This is a genomic window from uncultured Mobiluncus sp., from assembly GCF_947087965.1.
GTDB lineage: Bacteria > Actinomycetota > Actinomycetes > Actinomycetales > Actinomycetaceae > Mobiluncus.
The window spans coordinates 437,000-463,490 of sequence record NZ_CAMUES010000001.1 but is presented as its reverse complement, the minus strand read 5'-3'; the positions used below and the strand labels follow the sequence as shown (position 1 = coordinate 463,490).

Sequence of the window (26,491 nt, the reverse complement as noted above, 5' to 3'; positions counted from 1 at the left end):
GTAAAAGGACTGTTATATGGCCTTTTTACTTTTACACAATTATACGGACTTTATCATGAGAGCTGCACCTAACTGAGCCATAGTCCTTTAATTCTAGCTCACCTTGTAGAACACTTCATGGAGTGCCGTGTCTAGTCGTTGCGAACTATGCGGTTCGCCTCGGGTACGCGTTGATGCAGCGCGCCGGTTACAACCGCTTCAATGTATCCATCTCGGGAAACTTCGCCTCGTTCTCGACGGACGGACAGTTCAATTTGTCCTTTACCCCAAAACCCTGTTTCCAAGCCCGTGTTTTCAGCAAAAAGAAACCCCCTGAACCGAGCAAAGAGGCAGTTCAGGGGGTATTTATTTAGTAGCGGGGGCCGGATTTGAACCGACGACCTCCGGGTTACGAGCCTTTTACGGAAGCGCCTATATTCTGGCAGCCTAGAGCCTTAAATGAATTATGCATACTACAATGACGTGGGAATTTGCCCTCAACGAGTACACAAGATTCCTGAAAGCAAAGGGTTTGACCAGCCGGACCATTGAAACGCGGCTCAACTATTTGAAGCGTATAGAGCACTTAGGCAGCCCTTCGGAGATTACCGGTGTGCAACTATTGGATTGGGCTGCGACCTACGACTGGCAACCAGAAACGCGCCACTCCTGCTATTCCACACTGCGGGGATTCTACAAATACCTATTTATGGCTGGAAAAATCAATGACAATCCAGCCGGAATACTCCCTACCATCAAGCGACACCCACCAGCACCCAGGCCGATACCAGAGGCACTCTATGCAAAAGCGCTGCATGATGCGCCCGAAAAGCCGCGCCTCGCTTTAGAGCTAGCTGGATATGCCGGGCTGCGCCGCTCCGAAATCCCCCTCGTAAGAACTTGCGATTTAGTGGAAGATCTCCTAGGGCTTTCGCTAGTTGTACACGGGAAAGGCAATAAAGAGCGCCTAGTACCACTCACCAATAAGCTTGCCGTGGATATCCAGGTAAATGCCGGGCCTACCGGGTGGGCTTTCACCAGCCAGCAAACTGGAAGCCACATCAATTCTGAATGGCTCGCGAAAATCGTAAAACCATACCTGCCAAAAGGGTTTACACTCCACTCGCTCAGGCATCGCTTTGCCACGGTATGCTACCAGCGCACCGGCGATATTCGGGCAGTCCAAATGCTTCTAGGGCATGAAGATTTAGCCACCACGCAACGCTATATCCAAGTGGATGCAGCTACACTCAGGCACGTCGTTGAATCCGCTACATAATCCTTTGCGTACTAGAAAAGCTAGTTATTTTCGATGGCTTTCCACATTCGGGCATGGTCATCACGCGCATCTTGCATGAAACTCTGAATATCATCATGGAGTTCACCCTGCCTGTGACCAAGGCTCTTGATGCGGTCATCCATCACATCGATTAAATCCCTCATGCTTGTACCATGATCCGGTTTCATTTCTTTCGAGGCAGAGCGGGCGTATATCGCTGCGATGATGGCGGCGATGCCGCTCAAGATTGCGCCGATGCCCTGCAAATCGGTGAGCCAGGTAGGCATTAGTCCCCCTTTTCATCTTGCTTTTGTGCGCGTGTAGGCCGGTAGGCGAGAGCAGTGCCCGTTGCCAATACTGCACCTGCTAAGGCTATCCACAGCGGGGCGGTCTGCTCGGAAATGATGCCATACGCTGATAAAAGTGGGATTAGCGCGGTGGCGATTGCGTAGAGCCAGGAGCGTACTGGGGCGGGGATTAGGTCGGTTTTCATGTTGATTCCTTTCTAATTTGTGCGTTGGGAGATTCCGAGGCTGGTTGCTATTTGCTGGGTAAGGCTGGTCGCTTTGAGAGTGGGATTAATGCCTGGGTATCCGGTTTCCATGTCTTTCAAGTCCTTGATGCGGCTGGCCATAAATTGCCAGTTTTTACTTGGCTCAAGCCAAGCGAGATCATCATGGCTGACCTCGACTACTGGTACACCGGCATTAATGAGGGCATTCAAAAGGGCTTGGCTCGGGTTTTGTTTGGTCTCTCCATTTAGAAAAATGGTGCATACACCTGCTGGGGTTCTAAAGATTATCATTTTGGGGATTTCCTTTCTCTGGGGTTGTTTGGCGGGTTTTCCTTGGTATATTTCGAGGGCGCGGGCGCGGATTGAATCGAGCCGCGCCCGGTAGTGTTTACCGGGGCATTCGGTGGCTACGTGCTCTGAGTGTGCGTGAAGGCGCACATCCGCAAGGCGTGGATAGAGCTGGTAGTAGTGCGCGATTTGCTGGGCGAGGTTTTCCAAAGTGGCGTTTACCAAGTCTTTTGGGCTTTGCTCGTCCCATGGCCAGCACTCAATCCCGATGGAGTAGCGGTTCACGCTCTTGGCGTGCCATGCGGCGTATCGTGGGTCTATGAGTTCGCTTACACCTCCCGGCCAGACTACGGCGTGAGCTGAAACGGATTTGTCTCCTGCTGGGGTGCTCAGATGGTCGATGACTCCGCTGGGGTCTGCATCCCTGTGGTGTGCGGGGTTTCCCCACCAATGCACGACGATGAATTGGACATTATGCCCCTTTCGACTGCAATAGTTTGGTGAGGTCATCGGGCACCTCCTCGATAGACGTATTGGTGAAGTATTTCCAGTAGCTATCAATGGTTAGTTTGGTTTTTTTCTTGCTGAAGGTGATGAAGCGCTTTTCTTGCGGGTCGGTTATATTGCCACGCGGTTTGAAGGTATTGGCTTGCAAGTCGATGAAGTCTTGTCCTATATTCCTACCCCAATAGAATTCAAGTTGCGGTATTCGCATGGTTACATGGTCATAAATGAGGAAGTGCTGAGGAAAATCAATCGATTCTGACTTGATTGTGATTACATCTTTTCCGTAATCCCCAATAGCAACTTCTTCTTTGGTTCTGGTGTATTTAAGGCTCCATGCCTGCATGACTAAATCAGCTTTGAAAGACACTGGTAGTTCCTCTAACGGTTTTCCGCCGCTTGGAATCGAGGCTTTTAACTCCTCGATGCGTTGGAGAGCCGTCGTTTTCGCTGCGTGCAGGTCGGGGTTGGTTTCCCTGTTTAGTAAAAACTGGTTGATGTCGGTAGCTGTGAGTAGCTGTCCGTCTGTAAAAATCATGAGTTCTCCTTAGAAGTGGATTTTGAAGATTGCGTTGATGCGCCCGCCGTCGTCCAAGTCGCCTGTTATCTTGATGACATTTTTCTCAATGGTGATGTTTCCGGGATTGTGGTACAGAAGGACTTCGCAAAATTCGGGAAAGACGATTAGGCCGTCTTCCTTTAGTTCTGGTTGTCGCCCTTTCCTGAAAGACTTGTATTCTTTACCGAAAAGGTAGAATATGCGCCCGTAATCGAGGTGTGGTCCTGGCGGGTTCGCGGCTAGATGCTCTTCTACGGTTTTGATGGCCGTCTGGGTTTCCTCAATTGCCCTAGTCAAGGTACTGGGGTCGTTTACGAGGTAGTTGTTTACGTCTGCGGCGGTGAGGATTTCGCCGTCGTGAAAGGTTTTAGTTGGCAATGGGACCACCTCCGTTTTGGATCCATAGGCCGGGGCTTCCAGCCGGGTTTTTTGATTTTTCGATTGCCGTGGCCAAGCCGTCTATCAGCGGTTTGGTGGTTTCTTGATATTTAGCTAGGTCTTTTTCAGGGGCTTCTACCATCCACCGGTTGATTTGGTCAGCGGTGAGAATATCGCCTGGTTTGAAGATTGGCGGGGTTTCGTCTTCGTTCATTGTTTCCTCCTTGCTTGAATCATGTAATACCTTGCTAGCCAGGTGTAGGGCGTGAGCCGGTTTTCTATGGCATAGATACGGTGTTCTGAGACGTGGTGGTCGAACTCGACTTTCACGTGGTCAAACAACTGGGTTATAACGCTGCGTAGCGGGGCTTTCAGTGCGTTTACCTGCACACTGTTCACGTTCAGAGTGCTCGGTTCGGCGATTACTGGGCGGGCTAGCACATAGTTTGCTAGGGCTTGCGCGCCCTCGGGGGTGGCTACAGTGGCGGTGAATTTTTTGGCTTGCGCCCCGTATGTCTCTAGCGCCGCTAGGGATGTGGCGGTGTAGGTCGTGGTGCTGTCTGACCAGTTTCCCCCGTCGCTGGAAGCTGTGTGGTTTTCTACCTTCACCTGTGAGAGTTCCTCAGCGGAATCAAAGGTAGGGGTCACGTCGAGGTAGTACCAGGGCGCTTCTTTCTTATCCCTGTATCGGTCGGTAAAAAGTGGCGGCTGTTTTGGTGCTGGGATTGCCCAGGCGGTCTTTATCGGGGGCTCACCTAAGATTGCTCCGTCTAGGGGCGATTCTCCGATGGTGAAAAGCGGTTGTAGCGGGCGGGGATCACCTACTGCTAGGTAGTCTTGGTCTAGGTGGGATTTGCCGATGGTGAAGCCAGCAGTAGCACCGGGGGGTGTATCTGCGGGGTCGGTCAATATGGGGGCGATGCTCGCGCCTTGGGGTGCGATGCGGTGCGCGTCTAGGGGCGATTTTCCGATGACGAACCAGGGAATAGGGTTGTGCGGCATAACGTCGCTATCGGGGGTAAAGATCAGTTTTCCGTCTGGCTGTGTCCACCACGCGCCTCCTACTGATGCGATTGCTGCATCGAGGTGGGCTGCTAGTGACGCTTCCATCACGGTAGCCGATAGCAAGTTATTTACTGCGGGAGGTGTATCAATAACTTCGTATGAAGCTGCTTCGCCAATCAGTCGGTCTAGGCGTTCTTGGAGGGTTTCCCCGGATTTGCGTACCCCGTAGCGGGTAGTGTTTGCGAGAATACCCACGATGTCCACGGCTTCGAGGGTACAAGTTGAATATTTGCGTATGTGTCCTTTGCGTGGCTCGTATTTCATTTTTCGCAAATATCCCGTGAAAATTAGAGCACGCGTGAGCCGGTGGTAGCAGCGGATGTGTAGCCCGTGTCGTAGCCAAAGCGCGCGGGGGTCGATGTTTTTTAGAGTGACGGTGAGTGTCCCAGCTTGGGCAACAGGTAAAACGCCTTGTGATGCCGCGCCACGCCGGATTTCTAGGCTCATGGCAGGACCGCAAATGTCGCGCCATGCCAGTTCGGGTAATCCTTGGGGCAATCGGTCTTCATCTAGGCGAGACTGGCCAATGCGGAATCCCTGCGAGTACACCGCACCGCCACCAAGGGGGTCTTGCCCTATCTTAGATTTCCCGATGCGGAAGGCCGGGGCGTGTGTAGGTGCCTCAATTTCTAGCCCGATGAGGTCATAGGGCAATGGCTGTGATTTTGAGGGTTGGTCACACAGCAGTTCCAGCGAGGTTACTTGGATAGTCTTAGCGCCGCTTATTGTCAGCGCCACTGGCAGGATAGCCAGAGTTTTTAATATCAACTGATTTCGACCAGGCTCAAGTATCGCGAGGTCTTCCCCGAAAGAGACTTGTACCACGCGTGGCGCGGGCGGTTCTGCTGGTTCTGGTTGTGGTTCGCCCTCTGGTGGTTTGGGTAGATCCACGGGTTCGGCTGACATTGTGAGTTTCAGGGTGTGCAGTGTGCCGGGGCGTAAAAGGTCGAAGGGCACTGTAACGGTAGGCTCGGTGGTGGCGGTGAACACGCCGCTAGGGAAAAACCTGGTGTCTTGCAGGCCGTGCCACTGGTCGAGGTCTGTAGGCAGGATAGGGGCGGGGTGGTAGCGTCTCATCGGCCTACCCCGTTAACTTCGTGGTATTGATTGAGCGCGTCAGCCACCAGGCGGCCAACCTCCATAGTTGGAGTTAGCGCGGAAACGTTGATGGTGATGTTTTGCCGGGGCTGCGTGGCGATTCCGGCGTAGGCAAGGCGGGGCGCGGCGGGGCTGCTGAAGGCTTGCCCGGCAACATCGGCGGCTACATCATTTAGCAGGTTGCCTAGTTTGTCTCGCTGCGAGGCTATGCCGTTCATTAGGCCGGTCATGATCCATTTGCCCGCTGGCACCAGCAGCGCGAGGTCTTTGCTTTTAGGTCCTTTATGCGCGGCTATCCAGGAGGCTATACCACTGACGAAAGATTTGACGTTCTCGAAGCCTGATTTTATGCCGTTGATGAATCCGTCCATGATAGCGCGGCCTGGGGCGATGAGGATGCCAGCCAGGTTGCCGATAGCGTCCAGGATTTTTTTGCCAAGACCCTTTACCCACTTCATGACGTTGGCGATACCGTCTTTCACGGTTTTCACCATGTTGGCGAAGGCTTTTTTGATGGTGTTCACCAGGGTCATAAAGGCTGTTTTTAGGACGGAAACTATTGCCTTGAACGAGTTTATGAACGTGTTTTTGATGGTGTTCAGCACTGAGACAACGATTCTTTTCATCGTGTTCCAGATGGTCACAAACAGTGTTTTTATAGCGTTCCAGGTCTTATTCCACAGGGCTTGCGTTGAGGTGAGCCACTTTGTAAAGAATGCTTTGAGCGCGTTCCAGATGCCAAGCGCGAAGGCTTTTAGCGCGTTCCACAGCGTAGTAAAGAACACTTTGATGGCGTTCCAGACTTTCTGCCAGATGGTTTGCAGGGCTTTCAGCCACGCGGTGAAAAGGGTCTGGAGCAGTTTCCATATCATTTGCGCGAAGGCTTTTAGCGCGTTCCACACAACGGTGAAAACGGTTTTTATGATGTTCCAGACCGTTTTCCAGTAGTTCAGGACGAAGGTCAGATAGGCGGTGAAAACGGCCTTTATTACTTCCCAAGTGGTCTTAAAGAAAGCAACGATAGCGTTCCATATGACTTGCACCGCTTCGCGGATTGCGTTCCAGGCCGCGATAACGGCGTTCCTGAATCCTTCGTTAGTGTTCCAGGCGTAGATGAGCGCGGCAACCAGCGCGGCAATAATCGCGATGACCAGGCCGATAGGGTTAGCGGCCATGGCGGCGTTCAATGCGAGTTGCGCGATTCTCACGCCTTCCATCACGATTTTTACCCCAGCAAGACCCGCTGAAAACGCCTTGATGCCTCCTGATAGGGCAAGCATCGCGGCGGCGGCGGCTCCGAAAAGCGCAGGGTGCTGGGTTATAAGCCCAGTGAGTTGCGTTAGCGCTGGCATTAGCAGTTGTACAATCTGCGAGATAATTGGCGCAATTGCTGCCAGAATCGCACCTAAAAGCGGTAGCAGCGTTTGCAACCCTGGCAACATTACGGTTATTACCCAGTTCGCTAGTTGCATCGCTACGGGTTCCAGGTTCGTTGCCAGGGTGTTCGTGATCTTCTCTAGTACGGGCATTCCCTTAGTCGCTATGAGCCCTAAGATTTTAGCGACTGCTGGCAGTAGAGCGGTTCCAATTTTCGCTTTGATGTTTTCTAGCGAGGCTCCTAAAACCTGCTGCTGGTGTGCCAAGGTGTCGGATTCGCGGGCGAAGTTCCCGTGAGCATCGGCGGTTTGCTTCATAATGAGCGAAAGCGTTGCCGCCTGGTTGGCTTCGGTCGATAGCGAGCCGCCTACCTTTTCAAAGCCTAAAGCGGCCGCTTCAGCGTCAATCTTTGATTGATTCAGGGAGACACCATAGCGTTCGATTGGATCGCGTTCACCCTTCAAGGCTGATGATAGGGCTTCCACGGCTTCACGGGTCGAGCCGCCAAACATACTAGATAGGTCTGCACCGAGTTTGATTAGGTTGTTCGTTTTCGGTGCGAGTTCCTCCATGGCGGTTCCACCATTTTTGAGCTGCGTACCAATCAGAGTGCCTAACTCGTTGAACTCGTTGCGTGTGAGCCCTACGGAGGTTGCCGCGCCTTTCGCCCAGGTGTGCATTTGCGAGGCTGAGCCCTTGAAAACTGTGTCGATTGCTCCCACGGACTGCTCAAGGTCGCCTGCTGAAGATACGGCGGATTTAGCCAGCGCGGCAACCCCTACCCCGGCTCCTGCCATGGCTAGGCCAACCGCTTTACCGGCTGAGGCAATTTTAGAGAACTTGCTGGATATTCCAGCGTGCAGACTGTTTAATTCCTGCTTGGCTTTGCGCGCGGATGCCAGAATCTCAATGGTGATGGTTGGCCTGGATGCCATGGGGAGTTACCTCCTTTCATTTGCTTGGTTAATTGCGTTGATTAGCGCATTTCGCTCCATGAGCGTTAGCCGGTAGTAGTCTCTTGGGAGTATGTGGATGATGAGCGCGAGACTAGCCCACTCTTCCGCATACCCCTTGGCTATTCCCCCGCTTGCTCTATGTCTGCTGGATGCTTGGCGAGGTATTGGGCTATCTTTTCCGTTTTCTCGCCTCTGTCTGTCCAGGTAGGCAGGTCTTGATAGATAAGCTGGGTGATTTCGTCAATGCTTAGCTGTTCTATGTCGCTCATCTCAACTTGCAGACCGAGACGCTTGGCGATGACGTAGCCGAACGCGCACATGGTGCGCACATCCGCGTTAGATTCGTCTTGGAAGTCTGCGAGTTTCTTGCCTGAGTACTTTTCTATTGCGGCGATTTCACCGAGTGTCAGGTTAGTGATGTTCATGATCCGAGTTCCTTTCTTAGGATTCGCTTGATTTCAGTTTCATAGATGCGGGAGGCTCTCCATGAGGTAGCCAGTTTGGCTTTTTTTACGAACCGTTGAGCGCGTTGGCGCTTCGTTCCGTAGTTCACGAAGGGCGCGTAATGCCGGGGTCTGCGTCCACCGATTTTCACGCGGGCTTTCCGCGCGGTGTTAGCGGTAGTTACGGTGCCTTTCAACGTGCCTGTTCTGACCGGGGTTACTTGTCGAAGGTTTCTAGCGCCGACGTCAGCGATTTCTTGTAGCGGACCTTTCAAGGCATCGAGAGAGCCAACTGTTTTTTTCATCTGGGTCATAGCCCTCGAAAGACCTTCGATTTTCACCCCGGTTTCAGTAATCGTGGATTTAGCCATGATTACGGCCTATCTGATGTCGGTTAGGACGAGCTAGAACCGCTAGCGGGTTTAGCGCCTTCTTTGTCCCATCCAGCCCCGGTAACGGCTTTGCCGGTGGTGACTTTTTCCGGCGTGCCTTCAATGACCCATTCGCCATCAAAGTCAAAGGATTTGTTACCGGCCGCGCCACCAATCTTAGGCTTGGCTCCGACGGTGACTTTCCCGGTGAAATGCGGCTTGTCCGCTGTCGGGGTGGCGTTACCCCAAGGTGCATAGGTGAAGGGCACGGTTTCCCCGGAATGCTCCCAGATGAAGCTCCAGAAGGATTTAGGATCTGTGGACTGGATGGCCTTGAACTTCAAGGAGTAGGAGGCGGTAGCGCTTCCGTTTGCAGCATCGGCAAAGGTCACACTATCTTTGTCTGCCTTGCCGGGCTCAATAGCGCATTCGGAGCAGTCAGCCCAATAGTCGGTACCGTCCACGCTGAGCAGTAACTGGTTACCTTTAATCTGAGGTGAGGATTTGTAGGTCATTGGTTTTTTTCCTTTCGTATTCGGAGGTTACAGTGAGTTCGTAAGCGAGTAATTGTTGGCTGTCTGGCTGGGAGATGATCAGATGCCCTTGAGTGTTTATTTCCAGGTTTCCTAGCGCGTCAAGGGTGGCGTCTAGGAGCCTGTCGAGATTCGCTACTTGAATCCCGAAGTCAGCAGCATAGGCAACCAGCAGCGTTAGCTTGAACGACAGGGAGAGAGCTCCGAAGGTTTCGGCTTCTTCCAGCCGTGGCGCGGTATCGATAACGATGCAAGGGGCTTCAATTCTTTCCGGCGGGTAGGGGTACACCCTTACCTTGGAAGTCTCCAATAGCTCCTTGAGGTCTTGCCTGGCTTGGGCAATCATGCCATCACCACCTTTAGGAAGGGCGCAAGAATTGCCTTCGCGGGGGCTAGCGGGTCCAGCCGGATTCTTACGGGGCTTGCCCCGTCCAAATCCCCAAAGGCTTTGATGCCGTTGGGGGCTGAACGGTGTCCGTAAAGGTCAGCGGCCGTCTCAAGAATCGCCCTGTCGGTTATTACCTCGGGGATTTTTTGCGCGCCGATGATTGCGGTCACCATGGCTTCCGCTTCGGTGATGACCTGAGTTAGCACCTCAGCGGGCGCGCTTGTCCCTCCGAGGTGTTCACTCAAAGACTGTGGCGTTACCATGTTTAGGCCCCGGCGGTTCCAGTAAGCCCGGTAACAGGCACCAGAGCATTCGGCATTTCGGGCGCAAATGCGCCGTAGAAGTAGACGCTGAAATCTTTGGTCAGGTTCAGAATGTTTTCATCTTGCAAACGCACCAAAGACGACACATAGGAACGGATAGCAAGGCTATTAGCGAAAACTGCGGCGGCGGCTGTGGCATCGGTGTCGAGTTTAACCGGAATGTTCAACAGGTTTCCTTGCAACCCGGCAACATTCATGGTCCCAACCGTGTTAGCTCCGGTGTTGTTTAGCGCCAACAATGGGCGACCATCGGCGGCGGTCAAGGTGGCAAGATGCTTGAAAACTGTTGCATCAACAATAAGTTTTTCAAGCCCCAAGCCCTCTTGCTCAAAGATTTGCGCGGCATCAACAAGCATGGAAACCCAATCAGAATATTTGAGGTTAGCCAAGGTTTTGCCAACGATTTTGCCCTCCCCGGCGGCTTGCGTTGTCACGGTGGATTCATAGACTTCATGGAAGGATTGGCGGGCGCGTTTCCCGGCGGCAATCGCCATGGCGCGTAAATGATGATCAAGTATGCGCACATGGCCGCGTTCAATCTCTTGGCGTGAAAGCGTGGTTGCCCCGCCGAAAGTCTCAATGTCGCAAGTCTTGGTTTCAACCGCAACATTGCCCATTGCGAGCGCGTCACCTTCCTTGGCTTGCTTGGCAACTCGCACGGTATTGGTTTTAAGTTGCGCATATTCCAAGGTGAAACCCTCGTTTGGAAGGCTACCGGTGGAAAACTCTTTACGGATGCCCGCGCCTTGGTCAACAATTCGAGTCAAGTCGCCTACCCATTGCGGCAAAACAACGTTATCAGCCGATGTTCCCCCGCTATAGGCGCGTTTATTCAACTCTCCAAGCATTTTGGCATCGTCTTGATTGCCGTACTTCACAATAGATTGCAAAAGGGTTGCGGCGCTTCGAGTGTCAACCGGGTTAGCGGTTTCCTTCAGCCAAGGTTTGCCGGTTTGGATTAGGTTTACCGAGCGTTCCAAATCGGCAATGTTTTCTTTCAACTCGTTTAACTCCACGTTATCCGGCGGTTCCGGGGCAGGCGGAGTGGTTTCGGTTTCATTTTTTTTGGTATCCACGGTAGTTTTTCCTTTCTGTCGAACATTGGTTACTGTGGCATCGTCATAAGCGGGGAAAGGGGTCAGGGACACCTCACGAACTAGGGCGCGGGTAACGGTGCGATGCAACCCGTCTTCGGCGTTCGCATCTTCATAGCTGAGCATCTCGAAACCGATGGAGAGACCGGAATAAACACCTGAGCGGGTGAGCTCCAGGGCTTCATTGCCGCGCTGAGTGTTAGCCACTTTCGCTCGGATTTCCCAGCCGTTTTCGCTGTCAGAGCCTTCCACGGTTCCGATGGCGTTCCGGTGCTCGGTGAGCAGCTTGCAGCCCTGCTTGGGTACCTCGATAGCGCCGGGCGCGAAAGTCTCGAAATAGCCTTCGAGAATCTTCTGCTCACGGTTGAAAGGAACCGCGATTCCGCTAATGGTGCGTTCACCATCGGCGGACGTGCTGCGGATCTCGATGCTGCGGATTTCAAGCGTTTCCAAGGCTCATTCCTTCCATTTCTTGCGGTTGCGGTGTTTCGTCGAGCGGGTCAAGGCCTTCAATCTCCCTAACCTCATTCACGGTGAGGAACCCAGCCTTGATCGCAATTTGATGCGCCTGGTAGCGGGTCAAAGTATCAGCTCGCAGTAGCCCTTCCAGGTTGAAACGCGCGGTTTGCCCGCGTGGCAAAAGGTCTGTCAGAGCGGCTTCAATCTCCCGAAGGTAAGCGGTCAAAGTCCACTTGACCAGCTGCAGATCTTCCTGTTGGGAATTTGCGTAAGTGGTGGATGAGCCTTCAAGCGGGGCAAGCATCAGGCGGGCGGGGATTCCGAAAAGCCTAGCAATCTGTGTGACATTGAAGTTTTGATTGTCCAACAGTTGCATCTCTGAAGGTTTGAGGTAAAGCATTTCAAAATGTGTGCCTTTGCCCAAAACGGCGGTGCCATTGCCTAAAGACTGGTGTTCATTCCATTCTTTCTTCAACTGGTCGGCTTGGTCTTGCGTTAGGGACTGGTCAGATGTCAACAGGCCGCGCGGGATACCCTGTGTGAATTTGGATGCGTAATCGGCCAGCGTTAGCGCCCCGCCAATCGAGCGGGCGGCGGCTTGAATCGGCCCCAATCCCTCAATCTCACCTGCCACGGTCATAAGTTTCAGGTGAATAATCTGTTTTGAGTTATAAAGGCGGCCCCGATAGGCGAAATCAATAATGCCGGTTTCATGGTCTTGTTTCGGCTGAACTTCCAGGGCGGGAAGCACATCAAGGTTAATGACTTCCCCGGTTGGTTCACAGGTAACAAGCCAATAAGCATTCCCGCGTTGTGCCAAAGATTGCACAGTTTGGACGATGAAGGCGGTTTGCGTTTGATGAATGTTAGGGCGGCGGATAAGTGAAGGCGCCGGGGTTAGCGGCTGATTGCCGCGCCACGCGTCAATTGTTAGTTGCTTGGCGGCGGTTTCGATGATGAAAAGGCACCGGTAAACGGCTTCAAGGTTCATGGCCTGCCGGGGAGTTACTGCCACAAGGGCTTGCCGCGCGGGTGGCTGAACCGCTGGATTAGTGGCGGCTTCACGCTTAAACCATTTCGCAATGTTCACGCCTTTAGCGTGGCGGATGCCCGTTACTTTTAACCGTGCGTCCGGCGTGTCGCGTGTCGTGGCGGGCTTTCCAGTTCATCGCGGCGATTCGGGCGGTGCGCCGTCCTGGATGCGCGCGGGCTTCATGTTTCATAAGCGCGGTGTAGGCACGTTCCTTGCTCAGCTCCAATCCACCAGTCCAACCGCAGGTGCATTTCGGTATATGAGAAAAGTCTGATGAATCAATCCACTTAGTCATTGTTCCTCCTAGAAAAACACTTGCGGGCTGGAACTGAAGTATTGCGCTCCGTATGCCGCGCCTATAGCGGCTTTTAGTGAATCTATTGCCCCCGTGGAATGCCTGGCTGAGAATGCCAAGCCACCCGCTACTGGCTTTTGAACTGCGAACCCCATAGCGGTTTCGATTTCCTCGTTTCCCTCGTGCGTGATTGCTGCGTCCGTGATGCGAGCCAAGAAGTCAGCGCAAGCGGTTTGGTATTCACGGGGTCGCAAGGCGTAGATTTCCAGACCGCTTTCCTGTAGTTGCGCGGTCACGGGGCGGTTAGTCCCGGAATCGTCAGCGACGATGACGACCGCTAGGCGGCGCTGTAGCTGCGTAACGATTTCGGGCACCCACGCAGCGCCAGCGCGGGTAAGCGCTAGGTGCAGATGCGGCTTATCATTCCGCATCCAAGCGAGGTAAACAGTCGCGCCGGATCTGTCATCCGCGATGTCATAACACAACGCGCAACCAGAAGGCGGGTTGATTGGATCTACTTTGAGTTTTCCCCATGCTTCCAGGTCAATAACCGAGGTGGTAGCGGATGTTGGCCAAAGATTCAGATAGGAGCGCCTCCACAGATGCAGCGGATTGTTCTTTGCTTCTGCTCTGAGTTTCCACGGCTCTTGAGTAATCCCGATAGCGGGATGAAAGCTAAGCGTCTCATCACTGTAGGGGTCAGCGGCGGCAGTTTCCTCATCCGCTGACCATTCAAAGAACGCCATAGTAGAAGCCGGGTCATTCACGGATTCCCGGCCGCGCTCCACCAAATCCTTCAACCACTCCGAACGGGTATCACCGGCGGTGGAAATAATCCAGACCTGGGATTCAGGCAAGGTGATTCCCACGGGGCTAAACGAAGCCATCAGGTCATCGCCCTCTGCCTGGTTGAATGCCCAAGCCTCATCAACTACCACCAAAGGTGAAGTTTTCCCGTGGATACCTTCAGGGGTAGGCGCGAAAGGCTGAATCAAGGAATCAGTTTTGAGGAACTTCAACTGCTCATTGCCCGTGCCTTCCAGGAGTTTGACGCGGTTCTTGCCGGTAGCTGCTAGGGGCTTGGCTAATTCCTTCCATTTTTCCACCGCGTCCTTGCGGGTCTGAGCGGTGTAGAACACGGAGCAACCGGGCTTTGATTGAGCGGTAGCGCTCATTAACGCCTTAATCATGGTGGTTTTGCCTGCTTGCCTAGGCACCGTGACAACAACGGTTTGATAGCGTGAGCGTTCATGGTGCGAGGCTTGCCGCTCTAGCCCTACCTGGCAGACGTACTGCTGCCACGGCATTAGCGGCGTGTTCAGAAAACGGGCTTGTAGGGCAACCGCTTTCCAGGTTGAGGGGTTTTCAAGGTTACGCTGGGTTGCGAACTTCGGTTTGGGCATTTGCATCGTTCATTAGCTCCTCTAGGAAACGGTCATAGGGGTCTGCCTCGGCCGCTACTTCCTTGACTGGCAGAGTGGCTAGCAGTTCTCGGAAATGCGTCATCATGTTGGTATGGGCGATAGTCATTCTTGGAGCGGCAAAAGCCACATCGAGTTCATGAGCCAGGCTGTAGAGCATCTGGATTTCAGCCGCGTGAGCTTCCAGCTCTGCCTGGGATAGTCCTAGTGATTGGATCTTGGCATCTGTTGCTTTCACCATTGCTTTTCTGGGGTAAAAGGTTTCTTCAAATCCCGGTAGCTCAGGTTGCCAGATTTCAACCTTCTGGTTTTCGCTCATAATCCTTGCCTTTCCGCATTTTTCGGTTTCTCTTTTCTTGGTTTTCCCCGTTTTTTCCAGAGCCTTAGTAAATAAATGAAAATGGGGGGGCGGGTCTGCCTGGGGGCGTTCATCAAAAAATCCCGGCAGGTAGCAGCGTTGCGTCTCCGTTGGTGGCTCTGCGTGGTCGGCGTTTAGCGCCTCTTGCGGCGTTACAGCCTAGGTGGCAGGGTCGGAGATTTTCGATACTGTCAGTCCCACCACGAGACCGGGGCACTAGGTGCTCAAGGCTCAGCCGCTTTGGGTGGTTGTGCCCATAGAGCTGCTCATTGGAATAGGCCAAATCAATCGGCTCTTTACAGTAGGTACAGCGTAAGCCGTACACAGAGACTGCCAATCTAGCCAGGTCTTTGACCTTCCTTCCACCCCAACTCATGACTTCACTCCGGCAAGCAGTCGATTGATATAGACACGGCCCCAATCGGCAGGGTCTACATCAGGCGGGCATGGATGCTCACGTCTAAACTCAGCAGCGGCAAGCTGTCTATCTTCCCGGGTGCGCCGCTCTAGTTCAGCCCAGTTGCGCCTGGCTCGCTCATTCTCATAGGCCTTACGCTGCGCTTTGGTCCACCTCTTGCGTGTATCATCACTGTTGCGGTTGTCCTGTATTGGATGGCAATGTGGACACGTATCGCTATCTTTTAGATAGCCGTGGTCACAGAGCAGAGCGTCAGCATCTTCCATTGTTTCTTCCTTTCCTACAGCCCAGGCGGGCGGGGGTGTCGTGGTGTGTATCTCTCTCTCAGCGCTGGGCGCTGAGAGAGATACACTGTTAAGGTCAGCACTCAGTTCCGTATGGCGTGACCTGCGGATATTAGCGTCTTGCTTTTTCAGCAGAGCCAGCCTCCGGGCTGTAGCCTCCCGGCGCGCGGCCCATGCCGCTTGTCCTTGCTTCCATGCTTGGCGCACTAGGTCGAGTAGGACATGGCGCATTATCTGTACGTGTCCAGGTTTCGGCTTGCCTTCCTCGATAAGACCACGCTGCCAGCGGATTAGCCCTAGTCCCTCCAGAATGTATAGGCAGCGTGCTGTCCATTTCTCCGATAGCCCCGCCGATTGCGATACCTGCCAGACGGTGACATCCAGCCCTTTGCGGGTATGCCGGGCTACGAGCGCCCCGAGCGTGGAGCGCACTCCCTGCCATTCAGCACCTGCCAGAGCACCCCAGCCACCACGAGCCAGAGAGCGGTACAGCACGGGTAAAGGGGTTTCAGCCGTTAGGCTCATTTGCGGCCTCCATCTTTCCATCCGGCCTTTTTCAGGCACAGGCCTACAAGGTTTTCTGAATTGGAGATTTCCGAAGCTGCAAATTCCAGATTTTCCAAGGCATCTATCTCATCGGGAAGAATTTTGCTGAAATGTGTTTGAAGTCTGTAAAGCGATTTGCTTATTTTTCCGAGATTCTCAGCTACAAGCGCAATGGCGGCAAGGATATCTATTTCATATCTTTGCTTGCTCCATGGAATTTTTTCCATTACAGCCACCAGCTCTCAATGAACGCCTCTGAGGCATTGATTTGGACGCGGATTCGCTTGAAATTGCGATGGAGATTCGCCGTGAAATTGCTGGTAGGTATTTGCTCCAGGATTGCAGTCATTGCTTCCACTTTTTCGCGGCATTCTGCCAAAGTTGTAGCCAGTCTCTCAACGGTGTCGGCGGTCAGTTGCTGCATGATGCCTCCCTGGAATCCATTGCTGAATCCATCGCATCATTAACGCAATCAAGCGCCAATCTGCACCTTTCGACTGTTTCCGGGGATTCCAGCCGTTTTGCCTGCTCAATTGCAGCATCGACATTGCGCGCGGCAAGCCTCAAGGTGTTAGCGGTGCGCACAGCGGCAATCGATTTGAAAATTGGTGATCTGGATTCACTCACAGTGTTTTCCTTTCCGGGTAGCCTTTGATTTATGGGATTTCTGAAAGATTTTCGTGAAGAATGGGCCAAAGCGAGCCAGCAAGCCGATGAAAAGGCGAAAGCGAAAGCGCGAGAGCGTGGGGCGCGCCCTATTGACTGGAATACCTGGGATTCGGGCAATTACGTGGCCGGGGTGACCTTCAGGCAGAAAGAGATCAAAATTCTGCTTGCCAGCGAGGGAATGCGGGGCGACCCCGGGAAAGGCCAAGCTTTTTACCTTCAAGGGATTATCCAACCGGAACCGACCAATCGGCATGACCCCGGCGCAATCGCGTGCAAGGCCTCGGGAATAAGATTCGGGTACATCCCAAAGGAGCATCAAGCGGCGATACGGGCGCGTACTCCTAAAGGGAATGGATGGAGCGCTAAAGCCACCTTTGCCTTTTGGCCAAAAGAGGGTACCTGGGTAGCCAAATACTGGGTCTAGCACGATACGCCGCCTAAATTTATCGGCACCCCGGCCTCACGAAGCCGGTCGATATCCTCAAGCTTCCAAGGTGTGTGCCCGCGCATTCGCCTATTGAGCCAGGACTGCCGGATGCAATGCTCACGTGCAAATCTGACCTGAGATTGACCGGTTTTAGTCAAATAGGCTTCCATCTCGGAAATCACCAGCGCATTTAAATTCATGCCCTTAGCTAATCATTTTAGGATTAGCTTAGTCAAACGACACACCGAGGGGTTTAATCATTGAGATTTACAAGCTAGTCATTTTTTGATTAGAATGGGTACATGAGTATCACGCAAATCGCACCATCTACCTTGAACACTGCTGACGTAGTTGCTTCAAATATTCGTGCCGAAGCTTCACGCTTGGGGTACACCCAGATTGAATTCGGGCGTGCACTTGGGATTAGCCAAAATCAGATTACCCGCCGGTGGAAGGGTCAGATTAAATGGCAGCTTGATGAGCTGGATGCTGTTGCTGCACTTCTTGGACTTACAGTAAACGACCTAATAACCCCACCTAGAGGCGGTCTAGGGTATGAAAAGGGCCCCGGTGCAAAAGCACCGGAGCCCTTCGGAGCAGTAGCGGGGGCCGGATTTGAACCGACGACCTCCGGGTTATGAGCCCGGCGAGCTACCGAGCTGCTCCACCCCGCGTCAAGCGACCCGTACACTTTACCAGTTCTGAGGTTTTACCTCAACTTGGAGGGCGTCACGGGTCGAGGTCACAAGCCCGTTGCGGCACTTTCCGGGGCCGCTGGAGGTTTTCCGCGGCCGGCCCTTACCGCGTCAGCTAGCGGATTTCCGGGGTTACGGACGGACACTGGCTGCTGCGGTGGATTTCGCCTGGGGACCAGCCGCGGAAGCCTTCACCTTGGGACTGGTCGCCGGGGTCGCTGCGCCGCTGGGCTGGGTAGTCGGCTGGACGCTCGGCTGAGCACCGGGCGTGTCGCCGGGATTCGCCGGCTGGGTCGCATCGGGAGCCTCCGGCAGTCCGCCGCCGAAGGTCAAAGCCTGCTGCAGCTGTTGCTTCAGCTCGGTTTGGGCCTTGCCGTAGGCTTCCCAATCGCCCGCTTTCATGGCTGCATCCGCGTCGTCCATCGCCTTGCGTGCGCCCTGTAGAGCCGCCTGGAGCTGCTGCTGCGGCGTCAAACTCGGTTCGGCAGGGTTCTCGCCATTGCCCTCAGCACCAGCTCCTGGCACCTCATTTTCGGAAGTCTGCACCCCGGCGTCTCCGCCGAAGAGCTGATCGAGGGAAGCCTGCAGAGTCGGGGCGAATCCAATCTTGTCACCGAACGACGTCAACACGAAGCGCAGCAACGGATAGGTGGTACCGGATTGGGCCTGGACATAGACCGGCTGGACATACAGCAGCCCCCCGCCGACCGGCAAAGTCAGCAAGTTGCCGCGAACGACCTCGGTAGACTGCTGGGACAGCAGGTTCAAGGTCTGCGAAACCGTATCGGTGGTCTTGAACTTGTTGGACACTTGGCCCGGACCGGGAACTGCCAGGTCCGAAGGTAGGGACAGCAGCCGTAGCTTGCCGTAACCGTCACGTACCTTGCCGGGCTCTGACCCCGTTTCCGAGTCCACCGTCAAATACCCGGTCAACACGTTTCGGTCTGACTGACCGTAGGGAATGTAGGTCGAATACAGCGAGAACTCGGTCGATTCCTGGCCGGGAGCTTTCATGGTCAGGTAGTAGGGAGGCTGCAGCGCCGACAGGACGGTTTGCGAACCTTCGTGAGTCGGGTCGTCAGGCAGTTTCCAGAAGTCAGAACCGGAATAGAACGAACGCGGATCGGTCGTGTGGTAGCGCGCGATGAGGTTTCGCTGCACCTTGAACAGGTCCTCGGGATACTTAAAGTGCGCCATCAAATCGCCGGAAACCGAACTCAGCGGCTCAATCTGGCCGGGGAACACTTTGCCCCAAGCGTTGACGATGGGGTCTTTCGCATCCCACTGGTACAGGTGAACCGAACCGTCATAGGCATCAACCACGGCTTTCACGGAGTTGCGCATGTAGTTCACGCTGTTCATGACTTGGTAGCCGGAGCCGATGTTGCGCGAATCGGAAATGGAAGCGTTCAAATCCATGTGGTTTGAATACGGGTAAGAGTTCGAGGTCGTGTAACCGTCAACAATCCACACCACCCGTTTCGGCGTTTTCGGGTCACCATCCATGTCCACGACCGCGGGATACGCCCGCGAATCCAAGGTCAGGTAAGGGGCGACTTTCGCCACGCGCTGTTCGGGGGAACGGTAGAACAGGATTTGCGAGGAGTTATTGACCTGTTGAGAAAAGAAAATCTCGGAGGAGCGGAACTTGAGGGCATACATGAGCCTCTCCCACAAGTTACCCACACTCGGCCCGCCTTGACCCGCGAAAGTGTTGTTAACGCCCTTGTCCTGAGTGACATCTGAGGGGTAATCAAACTCCCGTTTCGGGGCACCCTTCGGCGCACCCACGATGGAATAGTCCGGCGAGAACTGGCCGAAGTAAATCCGCGGCTCATATTCACCCAGCTCACCTTGGGAGGGGATACCTTTTTCCCAGAAGGCCGGGGAACCGTCCCCTTCAACCTTAGAACCGTAAGCGGTGACGACCCCGAAGCCATGGGTGAACACTGTGTGCTGGTTGACCCAGGACTTTTGGGAATCACCCAACTGGTTCGTGTCCAGCTCACGCACCGCAATCACGGTATCTTGCGGCTTGCCGTCAATGGTGTAGCGGTCCACCGCCAGGTTGGAGGCGAATCGGTAGTATTGCCGGTTTTGCTCCATCTGGCCAAAAGTGCGGGACACGACCGAAGGGTCCAGCAGACGAATCGAGGCGGTAGACTCGCTGTCCGACCGGAGCTGGCCGGCAGTAGCTTCCGTGGTCGCTTTATAGGTTTCTTCCTTGACGTCAGCGATTCCGAAGGCGTCACGAGTCGCTTTGATGTTGTTGGCGATGTAGGGCGCTTCGAGTTCCTGTGCGGACGGATCGACTTGGAACCGCTGCACCAGCCACGGGTAAAGGCCACCCACCAGTAGCGAGGACAGCACCATGACACCGACCCCGGTAGCGGGAATGACCCAAGACTTCCGAAAAGCCCCGATGATGAACAACACAGCAATGACCAGGGAAATCCCTACCAAAATGTTCTTGGCAGGCAGAACGGCATGAATATCGGTGTAGGACGCCCCCGAAAACTTATCGTGCACCCCCAGCAGCAGCACGAACCGATCCAGGTAGTAGCGCAGGCCGATAATAGCAGCCAAGATAGCCAGTAAAACCGAGATGTGAATCCGGGTGCGGTTGGGAATCTCAGCAATTTTTGTGGACAGGTTGCCCTGCAGGTAGTAGCGGGCCAACGTAAACAGCCCGGCGGTCACCACCACGTAGAACAGCAGGGTGGTCAGCTCGGAAAACACCGGCAGAGAGAACACAAAGAACGAGGAATCCCGAGCGAAAACGGGATCCTTAACTCCAAAGTCACTCCGGTGGAACCACGCGGCAAAGAGCTCCCACTGCGAAATCAACGGGGTAGCCACCATCAGACCCACCACCAGAGGTAAAACCACAATCAGGAACTTGCGCCACGGCTGCAAAGTATCGTGCAGGGCTGCCACCGCGGGACGCTCGGAGCGACGGGTAGCCCGCCGGAATTCTTCTTCCAAATCCGCCGTGTCAAAGACCGTGTCGAACTCGGCGTCCAGGTCAATAATCTTTTCCGAATCGGAGGGCTTGTCAGCGCCTTTACTATCAGCCGACTTTTCCCCAGGATAGAGTGTTTCGTCACTTTGCTGATCCGGTTTTTTCTGTTTAGCGGAATCCGGGGTCGTTTTTTCGCCCTCACGCTGAATCTTGCGTTTCGCGCCGCGGCGTTTCTTAGCTTTGCTGCGCTGCGAGGCATCGGGGCTCGCCTTCGCTGCAATCAGCAAGTTCACCCAGGTCACCACGGCCGCCAGCAGCATCGCCACAAACACCAAGCCAATGCGCCAACCCCAAGCCGTCAACACCACAGAAATCCGACCGAGCTGCTGATACCAAGCCAGTTCCGCCCAAACTTTGGACATGACACCCACCACGGCGATAAGCACCACGATGATTGTGATGACTATCCCCAAAGTCTTGGTTCCGCCCTGGGGGCCGGGATTTGCCCCACCAGCGGCGGGACGGGGCATACGGGGCGGCTGCACTCCGCCCGGACCACGCGAGGCACCTCCCGGAGGACCAGCGAAAATATTGCCAAAGAACGAACCGTTAGAGGGATGCCCTGTACTCACTTAACACCTCAGTTTCGAATTTGTACTTAGGTGCCATCTTTCCACAAAACCCCGGTGTTCTTCCATTCGGGAAGTTTTTATCCCCAGTCCCCGCTCGCCTAGCTAGTTCCCCGAAGTTTCAACTTTTGATGAGATAATAGAAATCATGAGTGAACCAAGCAACCCTTTGACGAATTTTCCCGGCGGAACCGTAATGGGGATGTCCTTTACCCCGGATGGAAGCGCCAGCCCGAACCCTACCGGGGACGAGCCCACGCCCTCCGCGTCTGAACAGGTTCCTGTCCCGGCTGAGATTCCCGCGATTGTGCGGGTGGTATGGGAGATTGATGCCCACGCCGAGCCGCTGACAGAGCTGCAAACCGGTCAACTCTTTACTTTGCACAAGACCGGGGAGGCCGCCGATATGCTGACGGGACACGCCCCGGATGAGCTGGTCGCCGCCATGCACGAAACCGCCGCGTCAGACCCCGAATCGTTGACGGCACTACCTTTCCAGCTACCCCATGACGATGGTTTGGATTTCTTAGCCCAGCTGGGACGCGTGGTGTGGAGCGATGAAATCGAAGGCGTGGCCGTACTCTACGAAACGGACGCCATGGTGACCGCCGAAGACATGGCTAGCGCCCCCGCTGACCCCCAGGAACGGCAAGCCTTCCTAGAGAAAAAGACGGCAGGTCAGGAACGATCCCGTTTTGTCGTGGCCGCCACCCGCACCGAAGCCTGGTCAATCGTTCACCCGCACTTCGACACCGACCCGGAGCACATTGAACAGGGTCCGGCTTTGGTCGCGGACTTGCTGCAACTCATCACCAACGGCATGAACGGCGAACCGACCCCTGCCTCTTGACCTGCACTAACGCCAATCAAACCCGGTCTAGTGCCTACCGGAACGCCGCAGCATTTCACTGCGGCGAGGCCAAAATGGCGCCAGGAAACGGCACGCCTCGCGTTCTCGGGCGGCTCCGTCGCGGCGGGCTTTGGCAAAAGACACGATGAGCCGGCTACGCGCCCGTGTCACCCCTACGTAGCACAGGCGGCGTTCTTCCTCGATGGCAGCGGCGGTTTTGGCCAGGCTAATGGGCAGCAGCCCTTCGCTGGCTCCCGCCAGAAACACCGCTTCCCACTCGAGACCTTTTGCCGAGTGTAGGGAAGCTAAGGTCACACCGCCGGGTTCTTCGTCCTCCGTCTGCGTCCCGCTATCCGCGGTTTCTCCTGCAAGTTTCGTGACCTGGTCCTTGATTACGAATGGAATTCGTTTCGCCCCCAAAGCCACCCCGAACAGCGCGGCTTGGGCGTTGGTGCGGAACAGCACCGCAATCTGGCTGGGCTTCAGGCCCTCCGCCAGCAGGTCTTGAATGCGGTGCGCGATTTCCCTCGCCTCGGTTTCGTCGTCCGGCGCCGCGAACCAAGACACCGCCGGGCCGGATTCGCGTTGAGACACCAGCCGGACGGTACCGCCCAAAGGTTTGCCGTCCGCCCCTTTTGCCTGGGATAGAACCTGATTCGCCAAGTTCACAATCTGGGGGGTGGAGCGATAGTCCCGGATTAGTTCCACGACTTTCGCCTCGGGATAGGTCTGGGTGAACTCGGTCAAGTATTCCGGGGTGGCGCCAGCAAAAGAGTAGATGGTTTGCGCCGCGTCCCCCACCACCGCCAGGTCGCGGCGGCGTCCCAACCAGCTCATCAACAGGTAGTTCTGTAGCGGGGAAACGTCCTGATATTCGTCCACCACGAAATAGCGGTACTGGTTGCGGATTGCCCGCGCCACGTCCTCACGCTCGTCCATCATGCCCGCGCACAGCAGCAAAATATCTTCAAAATCCAGCTGTTCCGCCGCTATTTTCGCATCCTCATAGGCGTCCAGCAGCTCCGCAACCCGCTCGGTACTCAAATCGGCTACGGCTTCGCGCCCTGCCGCTCGTGCCGCCGCGGCGTAATGCGGCGGATCCACCAGCGACACCTTCGCCCACTCGATTTCCCCGGCAAGCGCCCGTACCTGCGCTTTTCCGAGATTCAGCCCCAATCGCATCCCCGCCGCCGTCACCAGGGTCGCTTTCAGTCCGGTCAGGGTCGGCATGGTTCCGCCCATGACCTGCGGCCAAAAGTGCTTGACCTGCGCCAGCGCCGCGGAGTGGAAGGTGCGCGCCCAGACTTGCCCCACCCCCAGGCCTTCCAGTCGGGTTTTCATCTCTGTAGCGGCTTTTTGGGTAAACGTCAGCGCTAACACGTTTTCGGGATCGACCTGCCCGCTGCGCACCCCGTAGGCAATGCGATAGGTAATCGCCCGGGTTTTCCCGGTGCCCGCCCCCGCCAGCACACACAGTGCCCCGTGCTGATGCTGGGCGACCTCGCGCTGCTGTTCGTCCAGTTCATCCAGCAGTTCGGCGGCACTCAGTTCCGCACTGGGCGACGCGGCGTAGCGTTTGGCGTTCACGGTTACCTCCCCTCGATTCCGCGTTTCATTGCTCCCCCAAGTTTCCCACGCAGGGCAACACGGCACGAAACCGGGGTCCTGTCCAGCGCGGATACGAAGTTATCCACAAGCAGCAAAGTGTTATTTGAGTTTATTATATATCTTTTGAGATGCTTTGAATAGAGGTGAGAGATTATGAAACTAAATGAGGGTATTCACTTGGTTAAGCTACCCGATGGTTCAGTCGAGCTGTGCGCCGGGCTGGAAACCATGTTTTGTTTTCCGCAGTGTTCCGAAAAGGAGTTCCAGCTACTGCAACGCCTGGTGGCGGGCTGTACCCGCCCGGACTTGTCCGACTTTGCCAAAGCCTGCCGCATTCCCTTGACCAGAGTCTCGGAAATCCTGCGAGCCTTGGTTGACGTCGAGCTGCTGCAGTTGCGCAGCCCCCGTCTGCACGGCGGACCCGACGACGGTTTTTGGTCACGAGCGGGGGGCGCCAAGATGCGTCGCGCCTATCGGAATCGTCAGGAACTGAGCGTTTCTCTCAATCGGGCCGACCGCATGGCTCAGCTGCTGGCTCTAGAACTGGGCGCCGCCGGTATCGGCAAGATTCAAGTCCCCGCCACCACCCGCAGCCCCGAACCGGACTTGGAAACCGCCCTTGACACGCGGCACACCACGAAAGACCTGGTAGAACAGCGCCTGCGACACGCCGCGGTCACAACCCGACGCATCCCAGCTGACTTGGCGATACAGTTCAGCTGGGGTATTCCCGACCCGGTGGCGACGCAAAAAGCGATGCAGGCCAATCAACCATTTCTGGCGGTGGTGGCAGGTCATGATTTTGTCGAGGTCGGGCCGCTGGTTGTGCCCGGTTTGACCCCGTGCACGTCCTGTATCGCCCTGCACCAGGCCACCGAAGTGGCACACCTGGCAGAACGCGCCGCAAACCTGCACTGGGCAGCGTTTCCGCGGGTGGAAACCGCGTTGGCAGGCGCGGGTGCGGCGATTGCAGCGGTGCAAGCCTTGGCATTCTTAGATTGCCGCGCTCTGCACCCCGGTGATGTCACGCGTATCTCGGTGGACGGAATCGTCACCACGCGACACTTCGAGGCTCACCCGGAATGCGACTGCAGTTACCTTCCGGTCGAACTTGATGTTCCCCCGGAGCCAGCGTTTGCGAAGCGAGCCCGCGCGGTTACAGCCGCCTGATTAGGCGCCAGGAGTGGGATTATCCGGACCGTCCGGGCCTGTCCCCGGTTGACCGGGACCGTCGGGCGAATCGGCATCGGGACGGTCTTGTGACACCTCCGCATCACCTTCCGAATCAATGCCGGGCTCCAACCCTTTGGCGTATCCCAAAGTCCCTTGTAGCATAGCCTCCAAATCAGCTTCCAGCTGGTCTTTCGGGCCTTCTCCGGCCAGGCGCGCCACGAACTCGTCCGGGGCATCAAAGTCACTTTCCTCCGGTAGCAGGTCCGGGTGATCCCACAAGCCTTCCGCGCCGGCTTCGCCGAGCTTGGCCACCAGTTTGGACCACAAGGCGCTGGCTTCACGCAGTCGTTTGGGTCGTAGTTCCAAGCCGATGAGCGCGGCGAACGCTTTTTCAGCCGGTCCTCCGGTGGCGCGGCGCCGATTCATCATCTCTCGCAAGGCTCCCATCTGGGGTAACGTCCCTGCCAAACAGCGCGTGGTCACCATGTCGACCCAGCCTTCCATAATCGCCAGCAGGGTCTCCAGGCTTTGTTTTGCGGCGGTTTGGTTATTGGTCTGACTGGGAGTCAGCACCCCTTGCGCGATGAGTTTGTGCAGGGCGTCTTGATCCATCGGGTCCAGGCCCTGCAGGGCTGATTCCATCGCTTGTAAATCGAAGCTGATGTCCCTGGCATAGTCCTCAATCGCCTTGGTGACATGCATCCGCAGCCACGGCACGGCGTGATAAAGCCGCACATAGGCGGCCTCGCGAGTCGCCAGGAAGGACAGTACCGGCTCAACTTCCAGGCTAATGTCGGCAGCGAACTTTTCCACGTTTTCCAGCACTATTGCCGCTTGATTCACCTCTGCAACCGGCAGCCCGATGTCGGTCGAGCCAAAGCTCTCGGCCGCCAAGCTTCCCCAGGCCTGGCCAAACTGTAGCCCGAACAGATTTGAACTCAAAACCCCCAGCAGGGAGTCCAAGTTTAGCGACGCCGGATTGCCGTCCTTGGAAAACAGCCCCATCAGCTGTTGCAGTTCGGGCGGTCCGGAAGAAATCTCGATGTGTAAGTCGCCGTCCGCAATATGCGCAGACAACGCCTGTTTCATGGACTCGGACGTTTTGGCAGCCACCGGGGTAACCAAAATTTTCCAGACTTCGGACGAGGCGTCCAGCCACTTCGGTGCAGATAAGGCGGTATAGCTGGCAGGCGGCGGAGTGAGCGAAGTGACCGGGTCTAGGCGCAAATTCGCTTGAGACAGGGCTTGACGCACCCGGTCGGCATCAGCGGCAGTCACCACCCGGGTTGCACCGCCCAGACGCCCCAGGGCAGTCATACGTGCCAAGTCCCAGTTCACCGGCTCATCAGAGCTGGACAGTAAGGACTGTAGCGGGAAAGCAAAAATACCCTCCCCTCCGGAAAACGCCGAGAACGGGGTGCCGGAACGGAGTTTTTCCTCCATCTCGCGGGCTTTTTCCTCGCCAAAGACCTGGCGCAGCATTTCGGCCCAGTCAGGCATCTCACTTTCATCCAT

The 26,491-nt window shown here is 55.4% G+C and carries 31 protein-coding genes and 1 tRNA gene; 6 read left to right on the top strand and 26 right to left on the bottom strand.

The features are described 5' to 3' along the window. Window positions 1-457 precede the first annotated feature (457 nt). Window positions 458-1,258, top strand: a complete 801-nt coding sequence (locus Q0V70_RS02070) for a tyrosine-type recombinase/integrase (protein WP_297587762.1) — start codon at window positions 458-460, stop codon at window positions 1,256-1,258. Between the two features lie 20 nt (window positions 1,259-1,278). On the opposite strand, the gene Q0V70_RS02065 is transcribed toward Q0V70_RS02070, so the two are convergent. The 21 genes from Q0V70_RS02065 to Q0V70_RS01970 all read right to left on the bottom strand — a co-directional run bounded on the left by Q0V70_RS02065 (window position 1,279) and on the right by Q0V70_RS01970 (window position 16,199). Further along, window positions 1,279-1,545, bottom strand: coding sequence for a flagellar motor protein (locus tag Q0V70_RS02065; protein ID WP_297587759.1), 267 nt, complete (start codon window positions 1,543-1,545; stop codon window positions 1,279-1,281). Further along, window positions 1,545-1,751 (bottom strand): hypothetical protein, encoded by a 207-nt coding sequence (locus tag Q0V70_RS02060; RefSeq protein WP_297587756.1) that lies wholly within the window; start codon window positions 1,749-1,751, stop codon window positions 1,545-1,547. Before Q0V70_RS02060 ends, Q0V70_RS02065 begins: the two co-directional genes overlap by 1 nt. Window positions 1,752-1,763: 12 nt before the next feature. Beyond that, window positions 1,764-2,570 carry a peptidoglycan recognition family protein gene (locus Q0V70_RS02055; protein ID WP_297587752.1) on the bottom strand — a complete coding sequence of 269 codons (807 nt, stop codon included), beginning with the start codon at window positions 2,568-2,570 and terminating at the stop codon, window positions 1,764-1,766. After that, on the bottom strand, window positions 2,533-3,102 hold the full coding sequence (locus Q0V70_RS02050; protein WP_297587749.1) for a hypothetical protein: 570 nt from the start codon (window positions 3,100-3,102) through the stop codon (window positions 2,533-2,535). The genes Q0V70_RS02055 and Q0V70_RS02050 overlap by 38 nt, the downstream gene beginning before the upstream one ends. 9 nt (window positions 3,103-3,111) lie before the next feature. Continuing rightward, entirely contained in the window at window positions 3,112-3,501 is a 390-nt protein-coding gene (locus Q0V70_RS02045; RefSeq protein ID WP_297587746.1) for a hypothetical protein, read from the bottom strand. Then, a complete protein-coding gene (locus tag Q0V70_RS02040) occupies window positions 3,491-3,715 on the bottom strand; it encodes a hypothetical protein (RefSeq protein WP_297587743.1) in 225 nt (74 codons plus the stop codon). The genes Q0V70_RS02045 and Q0V70_RS02040 overlap by 11 nt, the downstream gene beginning before the upstream one ends. After that, a complete protein-coding gene (locus Q0V70_RS02035) occupies window positions 3,712-5,643 on the bottom strand; it encodes a hypothetical protein (RefSeq protein WP_297587740.1) in 1,932 nt (643 codons plus the stop codon). The genes Q0V70_RS02040 and Q0V70_RS02035 overlap by 4 nt, the downstream gene beginning before the upstream one ends. Then, a complete protein-coding gene (locus Q0V70_RS02030; protein ID WP_297587737.1) occupies window positions 5,640-7,976 on the bottom strand; it encodes a hypothetical protein in 2,337 nt (778 codons plus the stop codon). Before Q0V70_RS02030 ends, Q0V70_RS02035 begins: the two co-directional genes overlap by 4 nt. Before the next feature lie 140 nt (window positions 7,977-8,116). After that, window positions 8,117-8,422 (bottom strand): hypothetical protein, encoded by a 306-nt coding sequence (locus tag Q0V70_RS02025; protein ID WP_297587734.1) that lies wholly within the window; start codon window positions 8,420-8,422, stop codon window positions 8,117-8,119. Further along, window positions 8,419-8,811, bottom strand: coding sequence for an HK97-gp10 family putative phage morphogenesis protein (locus Q0V70_RS02020; RefSeq protein ID WP_297587731.1), 393 nt, complete (start codon window positions 8,809-8,811; stop codon window positions 8,419-8,421). The genes Q0V70_RS02025 and Q0V70_RS02020 overlap by 4 nt, the downstream gene beginning before the upstream one ends. 23 nt (window positions 8,812-8,834) lie before the next feature. Then, entirely contained in the window at window positions 8,835-9,326 is a 492-nt protein-coding gene (locus Q0V70_RS02015) for a hypothetical protein (protein ID WP_297587729.1), read from the bottom strand. After that, window positions 9,298-9,690, bottom strand: coding sequence for a hypothetical protein (locus tag Q0V70_RS02010; protein WP_297587727.1), 393 nt, complete (start codon window positions 9,688-9,690; stop codon window positions 9,298-9,300). Before Q0V70_RS02010 ends, Q0V70_RS02015 begins: the two co-directional genes overlap by 29 nt. Continuing rightward, window positions 9,687-9,995, bottom strand: a complete 309-nt coding sequence (locus tag Q0V70_RS02005) for a hypothetical protein (RefSeq protein WP_297587725.1) — start codon at window positions 9,993-9,995, stop codon at window positions 9,687-9,689. The genes Q0V70_RS02010 and Q0V70_RS02005 overlap by 4 nt, the downstream gene beginning before the upstream one ends. 2 nt (window positions 9,996-9,997) lie before the next feature. Continuing rightward, window positions 9,998-11,602 (bottom strand): HK97 family phage prohead protease, encoded by a 1,605-nt coding sequence (locus tag Q0V70_RS02000; protein WP_297587723.1) that lies wholly within the window; start codon window positions 11,600-11,602, stop codon window positions 9,998-10,000. Next, a complete protein-coding gene (locus tag Q0V70_RS01995) occupies window positions 11,589-12,698 on the bottom strand; it encodes a phage portal protein (protein ID WP_297587721.1) in 1,110 nt (369 codons plus the stop codon). The genes Q0V70_RS02000 and Q0V70_RS01995 overlap by 14 nt, the downstream gene beginning before the upstream one ends. Window positions 12,699-12,702: 4 nt before the next feature. Continuing rightward, window positions 12,703-12,936 (bottom strand): hypothetical protein, encoded by a 234-nt coding sequence (locus tag Q0V70_RS01990; protein WP_297587718.1) that lies wholly within the window; start codon window positions 12,934-12,936, stop codon window positions 12,703-12,705. Window positions 12,937-12,944: 8 nt separating this feature from the next. Next, on the bottom strand, window positions 12,945-14,345 hold the full coding sequence (locus Q0V70_RS01985; protein WP_297587715.1) for a terminase large subunit domain-containing protein: 1,401 nt from the start codon (window positions 14,343-14,345) through the stop codon (window positions 12,945-12,947). Beyond that, window positions 14,308-14,676 (bottom strand): hypothetical protein, encoded by a 369-nt coding sequence (locus tag Q0V70_RS01980; protein ID WP_297587712.1) that lies wholly within the window; start codon window positions 14,674-14,676, stop codon window positions 14,308-14,310. Before Q0V70_RS01980 ends, Q0V70_RS01985 begins: the two co-directional genes overlap by 38 nt. Before the next feature lie 112 nt (window positions 14,677-14,788). Then, window positions 14,789-15,091 (bottom strand): HNH endonuclease, encoded by a 303-nt coding sequence (locus Q0V70_RS09635; RefSeq protein WP_366126460.1) that lies wholly within the window; start codon window positions 15,089-15,091, stop codon window positions 14,789-14,791. Further along, window positions 15,088-15,942 (bottom strand): hypothetical protein, encoded by an 855-nt coding sequence (locus tag Q0V70_RS01975; protein ID WP_297587710.1) that lies wholly within the window; start codon window positions 15,940-15,942, stop codon window positions 15,088-15,090. The genes Q0V70_RS09635 and Q0V70_RS01975 overlap by 4 nt, the downstream gene beginning before the upstream one ends. After that, window positions 15,939-16,199, bottom strand: coding sequence for a hypothetical protein (locus Q0V70_RS01970; RefSeq protein WP_297587708.1), 261 nt, complete (start codon window positions 16,197-16,199; stop codon window positions 15,939-15,941). The genes Q0V70_RS01975 and Q0V70_RS01970 overlap by 4 nt, the downstream gene beginning before the upstream one ends. Window positions 16,200-16,231: 32 nt before the next feature. Between Q0V70_RS01970 and Q0V70_RS01965 the strand changes: the two genes are divergently transcribed. Both Q0V70_RS01965 and Q0V70_RS01960 read left to right on the top strand, forming a co-directional pair. After that, window positions 16,232-16,618 (top strand): hypothetical protein, encoded by a 387-nt coding sequence (locus Q0V70_RS01965; protein WP_297587706.1) that lies wholly within the window; start codon window positions 16,232-16,234, stop codon window positions 16,616-16,618. A 3-nt stretch (window positions 16,619-16,621) separates the two neighbouring features. Further along, window positions 16,622-17,056 carry a hypothetical protein gene (locus Q0V70_RS01960; protein WP_297587704.1) on the top strand — a complete coding sequence of 145 codons (435 nt, stop codon included), beginning with the start codon at window positions 16,622-16,624 and terminating at the stop codon, window positions 17,054-17,056. Here the strand turns inward: Q0V70_RS01960 and Q0V70_RS01955 are convergent. Continuing rightward, the gene (locus Q0V70_RS01955; RefSeq protein ID WP_297587701.1) at window positions 17,053-17,259 is read right to left on the bottom strand and encodes a hypothetical protein; all 207 of its coding nucleotides are present in this window, start codon (window positions 17,257-17,259) and stop codon (window positions 17,053-17,055) included. The genes Q0V70_RS01960 and Q0V70_RS01955 overlap by 4 nt on opposite strands. 102 nt (window positions 17,260-17,361) lie before the next feature. On the opposite strand from Q0V70_RS01955, the gene Q0V70_RS01950 reads away from it, so the two are divergent. Continuing rightward, window positions 17,362-17,700 (top strand): helix-turn-helix domain-containing protein, encoded by a 339-nt coding sequence (locus Q0V70_RS01950; RefSeq protein WP_297587809.1) that lies wholly within the window; start codon window positions 17,362-17,364, stop codon window positions 17,698-17,700. On the opposite strand, the gene Q0V70_RS01945 is transcribed toward Q0V70_RS01950, so the two are convergent. Together Q0V70_RS01945 and Q0V70_RS01940 are read right to left on the bottom strand one after the other, a co-directional pair. Further along, a tRNA-Met gene (locus tag Q0V70_RS01945) sits at window positions 17,660-17,733 on the bottom strand. The two genes, Q0V70_RS01950 and Q0V70_RS01945, sit on opposite strands and share 41 nt — an antisense overlap. Before the next feature lie 153 nt (window positions 17,734-17,886). Further along, window positions 17,887-21,246, bottom strand: coding sequence for a UPF0182 family protein (locus Q0V70_RS01940; RefSeq protein WP_366126477.1), 3,360 nt, complete (start codon window positions 21,244-21,246; stop codon window positions 17,887-17,889). A 247-nt stretch (window positions 21,247-21,493) separates the two neighbouring features. On the opposite strand from Q0V70_RS01940, the gene Q0V70_RS01935 reads away from it, so the two are divergent. Beyond that, window positions 21,494-22,195: a hypothetical protein gene (locus Q0V70_RS01935; protein ID WP_297587695.1), complete on the top strand. Its 702-nt coding sequence runs from the start codon at window positions 21,494-21,496 to the stop codon at window positions 22,193-22,195. 27 nt (window positions 22,196-22,222) lie between these two features. Here Q0V70_RS01935 and Q0V70_RS01930 read toward each other — a convergent pair whose 3' ends face one another. Next, window positions 22,223-23,782, bottom strand: a complete 1,560-nt coding sequence (locus tag Q0V70_RS01930; RefSeq protein ID WP_297587692.1) for an ATP-dependent helicase — start codon at window positions 23,780-23,782, stop codon at window positions 22,223-22,225. Window positions 23,783-23,956: 174 nt separating this feature from the next. On the opposite strand from Q0V70_RS01930, the gene Q0V70_RS01925 reads away from it, so the two are divergent. Then, the gene (locus tag Q0V70_RS01925; RefSeq protein ID WP_297587689.1) at window positions 23,957-24,973 is read left to right on the top strand and encodes a hypothetical protein; all 1,017 of its coding nucleotides are present in this window, start codon (window positions 23,957-23,959) and stop codon (window positions 24,971-24,973) included. Here Q0V70_RS01925 and Q0V70_RS01920 read toward each other — a convergent pair whose 3' ends face one another. Next, window positions 24,974-26,491 carry a zinc-dependent metalloprotease gene (locus Q0V70_RS01920; RefSeq protein WP_297587686.1) on the bottom strand — a complete coding sequence of 506 codons (1,518 nt, stop codon included), beginning with the start codon at window positions 26,489-26,491 and terminating at the stop codon, window positions 24,974-24,976.

Coding starts and splice junctions, on each gene's coding strand:
- Q0V70_RS02070 (WP_297587762.1), top strand. CDS start 458: ATGACGTGGGAATTTGCCCTCAACGAGTACACAAGATTCCTGAAAGCA.
- Q0V70_RS02065 (WP_297587759.1), bottom strand. CDS start 1,545: ATGCCTACCTGGCTCACCGATTTGCAGGGCATCGGCGCAATCTTGAGC.
- Q0V70_RS02060 (WP_297587756.1), bottom strand. CDS start 1,751: ATGAAAACCGACCTAATCCCCGCCCCAGTACGCTCCTGGCTCTACGCA.
- Q0V70_RS02055 (WP_297587752.1), bottom strand. CDS start 2,570: ATGACCTCACCAAACTATTGCAGTCGAAAGGGGCATAATGTCCAATTC.
- Q0V70_RS02050 (WP_297587749.1), bottom strand. CDS start 3,102: ATGATTTTTACAGACGGACAGCTACTCACAGCTACCGACATCAACCAG.
- Q0V70_RS02040 (WP_297587743.1), bottom strand. CDS start 3,715: ATGAACGAAGACGAAACCCCGCCAATCTTCAAACCAGGCGATATTCTC.
- Q0V70_RS02035 (WP_297587740.1), bottom strand. CDS start 5,643: ATGAGACGCTACCACCCCGCCCCTATCCTGCCTACAGACCTCGACCAG.
- Q0V70_RS02030 (WP_297587737.1), bottom strand. CDS start 7,976: ATGGCATCCAGGCCAACCATCACCATTGAGATTCTGGCATCCGCGCGC.
- Q0V70_RS02025 (WP_297587734.1), bottom strand. CDS start 8,422: ATGAACATCACTAACCTGACACTCGGTGAAATCGCCGCAATAGAAAAG.
- Q0V70_RS02020 (WP_297587731.1), bottom strand. CDS start 8,811: ATGGCTAAATCCACGATTACTGAAACCGGGGTGAAAATCGAAGGTCTT.
- Q0V70_RS02015 (WP_297587729.1), bottom strand. CDS start 9,326: ATGACCTACAAATCCTCACCTCAGATTAAAGGTAACCAGTTACTGCTC.
- Q0V70_RS02010 (WP_297587727.1), bottom strand. CDS start 9,690: ATGATTGCCCAAGCCAGGCAAGACCTCAAGGAGCTATTGGAGACTTCC.
- Q0V70_RS02005 (WP_297587725.1), bottom strand. CDS start 9,995: ATGGTAACGCCACAGTCTTTGAGTGAACACCTCGGAGGGACAAGCGCG.
- Q0V70_RS01990 (WP_297587718.1), bottom strand. CDS start 12,936: ATGACTAAGTGGATTGATTCATCAGACTTTTCTCATATACCGAAATGC.
- Q0V70_RS01985 (WP_297587715.1), bottom strand. CDS start 14,345: ATGCAAATGCCCAAACCGAAGTTCGCAACCCAGCGTAACCTTGAAAAC.
- Q0V70_RS01980 (WP_297587712.1), bottom strand. CDS start 14,676: ATGAGCGAAAACCAGAAGGTTGAAATCTGGCAACCTGAGCTACCGGGA.
- Q0V70_RS09635 (WP_366126460.1), bottom strand. CDS start 15,091: ATGAGTTGGGGTGGAAGGAAGGTCAAAGACCTGGCTAGATTGGCAGTC.
- Q0V70_RS01975 (WP_297587710.1), bottom strand. CDS start 15,942: ATGAGCCTAACGGCTGAAACCCCTTTACCCGTGCTGTACCGCTCTCTG.
- Q0V70_RS01960 (WP_297587704.1), top strand. CDS start 16,622: ATGGGATTTCTGAAAGATTTTCGTGAAGAATGGGCCAAAGCGAGCCAG.
- Q0V70_RS01955 (WP_297587701.1), bottom strand. CDS start 17,259: ATGAATTTAAATGCGCTGGTGATTTCCGAGATGGAAGCCTATTTGACT.
- Q0V70_RS01950 (WP_297587809.1), top strand. CDS start 17,362: ATGAGTATCACGCAAATCGCACCATCTACCTTGAACACTGCTGACGTA.
- Q0V70_RS01940 (WP_366126477.1), bottom strand. CDS start 21,246: ATGCCCCGTCCCGCCGCTGGTGGGGCAAATCCCGGCCCCCAGGGCGGA.
- Q0V70_RS01935 (WP_297587695.1), top strand. CDS start 21,494: ATGAGTGAACCAAGCAACCCTTTGACGAATTTTCCCGGCGGAACCGTA.
- Q0V70_RS01925 (WP_297587689.1), top strand. CDS start 23,957: ATGAAACTAAATGAGGGTATTCACTTGGTTAAGCTACCCGATGGTTCA.
- Q0V70_RS01920 (WP_297587686.1), bottom strand. CDS start 26,491: ATGGATGAAAGTGAGATGCCTGACTGGGCCGAAATGCTGCGCCAGGTC.